We start from the raw sequence: 3,468 nt of genomic DNA on the forward strand, positions 1-3,468 counted from the left end.
GGGGAACGGGGGAGAAACTACCAACTCATCCGCTACATCCGTTACCAAATCCGTTGCCACATCGGTTGCCAAATCTGCTGCTACTCGCATTGATTGGGGAGAGGCGGTTGATGTCCCCGTGTTCTACGGACGCTCTGAAGAACTGCGTCAGCTCAAGCAGTGGATTGTTGATGATTGCTGCCGTTTAATTGCTCTGTTGGGAATGGGAGGAATTGGCAAAACGGCTTTATCGGTGAAGCTTGCTGAACAAATTCAGGGAGAATTTGACTATGTAATTTGGCGATCGCTGCGAAATGCGCCTCCCGTCGAGAAAACTCTGGCTAATCTCATCCAATTTTTGTCGAACCAGCAGAAAACGGAAATCGACCTACCCAACGATGCAGACGGTAGATTCTTGCAGCTTATCGATTACTTGCGCCAGCACCGTTGCTTGCTGATACTGGATAACGCGGAGACGATTCTGTGTAGCGGCGATGAATCGAAAGGCGATCGCTTAACCACAACTGCTGGACAGTACCGCGAAGGTTATGAGGGGTATGGCGAACTCTTGAAGCGGGTAGGAGAAACCCGCCATCAAAGCTGTTTGCTCGTAACCAGTCGGGAAAAACCCAGAGAATTTGTTTTTTTGGAAGGAGAAATGCTACCCATTCGCTCCTTACAACTGGCGGGTTTGAATCTTACAGAAGGGCAGAAAATCTTTCGCATTAAGGGTTCTTTTTCGGGTTCAGAGGAAGAATGGCAAACAGTCATTACCCATTATGCAGGCAATCCTTTGGCTTTAAAAATGGTTGCCGCAGCAGTTCAGGAATTATTTGATAATAACATTTCTGAATTTTTAGCAATTCTAAAAGAAGGAAGATTAGTATTTGATGACATTCGAGATATTTTAGACCGACAGTTTAACCGCCTATCTGAACTTGAGAAAGAAGTGATGTACTGGTTGGCGATTGAACGAGAAAGCCTTTCTTTCTCAGACCTGCGAGAAAATTTACTATCGCCGATATCGCGGCAAAAATTACCGGAAGTATTGCGTTCTCTGCGACAGCGATCGCTAATCGAGAAGGCTACACTTACGCTCGAAAAAACCTCAGCAGGGTTCACGCAACAACCTGTACTGATGGAGTACATGACCGAACGATTAATAGAGGAAATCGAGCAAGAAATCACAAACAAACAACTAGCCTTATTTAACCATCACGCTCTCCTGAAAGCCCAAGCAAAAGACTACATTAGAGATTCTCAAATTCGCCTGATTCTCCAGCCTATTATTAACAGGTTGTTAACGGCTTGTGGCAGCAAAGAAAATCTAGAAAATCATCTGGTTCAAATTCTAGAGCAACGGCGAGAACAATGCCCTTTTGAACCGGGATATGCTGCCGGGAATATTCTAAATTTGTTGAATCAACTCCAAACCGATTGCAGCTACTGGAATTTTTCAGACTTGAATATTTGGCACGCTTATCTTCAAGGTCGTACTTTGCATCACGTTAATTTTGCTCGTGCCAATCTGACTGGAGCAGTTTTCACTGAAACCTTAGGCAGTATTTTGTCAGTTGCATTTAGTCCGAATGGTAAACTATTGGCAGCCGGTGATGCTGATGGTCAGGTGCGTGTATGGCAAATCATCAATAGCAAGGATGGAGTTACCTCACCCTTGCTAACTCGTAAGGGGCATACAAATTGGGTGCGGTCTGTTGCCTTTAGTCCCAACAGTCAATTTCTAGCCAGTGGTAGTTACGACCAAACGGTGAAAGTGTGGGATGCGAGTACGGGTGAGTGCTACCAAACCTTGCACGGACATACGGGTTGGATAGAGTCTGTTGCCTACAGTCCGGATGGTCAACTGTTAGCGAGTAGTAGTGTTGACCAAACCGTGCGGTTGTGGGATATGACTACGGGGGAGTGCTGCCAAACCTTACAGGGGCATACAAACTGGGTTGCGTCTATTGCTTTTAGTCCAGACGGAAAAACGCTGGTGAGTGGTAGCTACGACCAAACGGTAAAAGTATGGGATATCAGTACGGGGGAATGCCTCAAAACATTGCAGGGACACTGTGCTGGCGTTAAATCTGTTGCGCTCAGTCCAGACGGTCAAATTCTGGCAACTGGTAGTGACGATCGCACGGTGCGATTGTGGGATGTCAGCACAGGTCAGTGTTTTAATGTATTGCAGGGTAACATCGGCTGGGTCTGGTCAGTAATATTTAGTCCAGTCTCGTCCCACTCTTTAGGGTCAATACTAGTTAGTAGCGGTGAAGACGGAACCGTGAGAGTATGGCAGGTTGACAGGGGGCAGTGTCTGCAAGTCTTGCACGGTCATAGCAGTCGAGTTTGGTCGGTGGCGTTTAGTGCAGAGGGTTTATTAGCCAGTGGCAGTTATGACCAAACGGTAAAACTGTGGGATGTCAGCACGGGTCAGTGCCTCAAAACTGTGCAGGGCTATAGTAATGGGGTGCGATGTGTGGCGTTGAGTCTGAAGGGTCAAATTTTAGCCAGTGGTAGTGACGACCGAATGGTACGCCTGTGGGATATTGCGGAGGGGAAGTGTTTTAAGGCGTTAAGCGGTCACACTAGTCGGGTATGGGCGGTGGGTTTCCATCCTGAAGGGCAGATTCTCGCTAGTGGTGGCGAAGATAAGACGGTACGCTTGTGGAATGTTAGCACGGGTCAATGCTTAAGAGTATTGCGAGGACATACAGGTTGGGTTTGGTCGGTGGCATTCAGTCCTCACGGCACACTCTTAGCGACTAGTAGTGAAGATCAAACGGTGAAATTGTGGGAGATTACTACGGGGGATTGTCTGAAAACTTTGCAGGGACACCAAGGCTGGATTTGGTCGGTGGTATTTAGTCCCGACGGTCAACAATTAGCGACTGCCAGTTACGACCAAACCGTAAAAGTGTGGGATGTTACTACGGGGGAATGTCTGAAAACATTAGTGGGTCATACTAATCGAGTCTGGGCGATCGCATTTAATTCTCAAGGTACGATGCTAGCCAGTGGTGGTGAAGACCAAACTGTAAAAGTGTGGGATGTCAGCACCGGGGAATGCCTCAAGACTTTGCAGGGACATACCCATTGGGTGCGGTCAGTGGCGTTTTGTCCTGGAGGTACGACTTTAGCCAGTGGCGGTGATGACCGAACGGTGCGCCTTTGGGATGTCAGCACGGGGCAATGTTTAAAGAGGTTGCAGGGACATACAAACTGGATTGAGTCAGTTGCCTTTGGGTCAGATGATCGGATTTTGGCAAGTGGCGGTCAAGATGAAGCGATCGCACTTTGGGATATTGAGACGGGGGAGTGTGTCAAAATGCTGAGGGCTGAACGACCCTACGAAGGAATGAACATTGCTGGTGTGACGGGGTTAACAGCAGCCACGATTGAAACTTTAAAAGCGCTCGGGGCAGTGGAAAATTAGGACAAGGGGGACAAGGGGGACATTTGGGGTGTTACTCTTCTCCTTAGCAC

At 47.9% G+C, this 3,468-nt stretch carries 1 protein-coding gene; it reads left to right on the forward strand.

Translation table 11 applies throughout. The features are described 5' to 3' along the window. On the forward strand, window positions 1-3,418 hold a 3,418-nt coding region (locus IQ257_RS29045), incomplete at its 5' end, for an NB-ARC domain-containing protein (protein WP_193933471.1). Window positions 3,419-3,468: the final 50 nt, after the last annotated feature.

This window comes from Coleofasciculus sp. LEGE 07092 (genome assembly GCF_015207375.1).
In the GTDB taxonomy this organism is placed as follows: Bacteria; Cyanobacteriota; Cyanobacteriia; order Cyanobacteriales; family Coleofasciculaceae; genus LEGE-07092.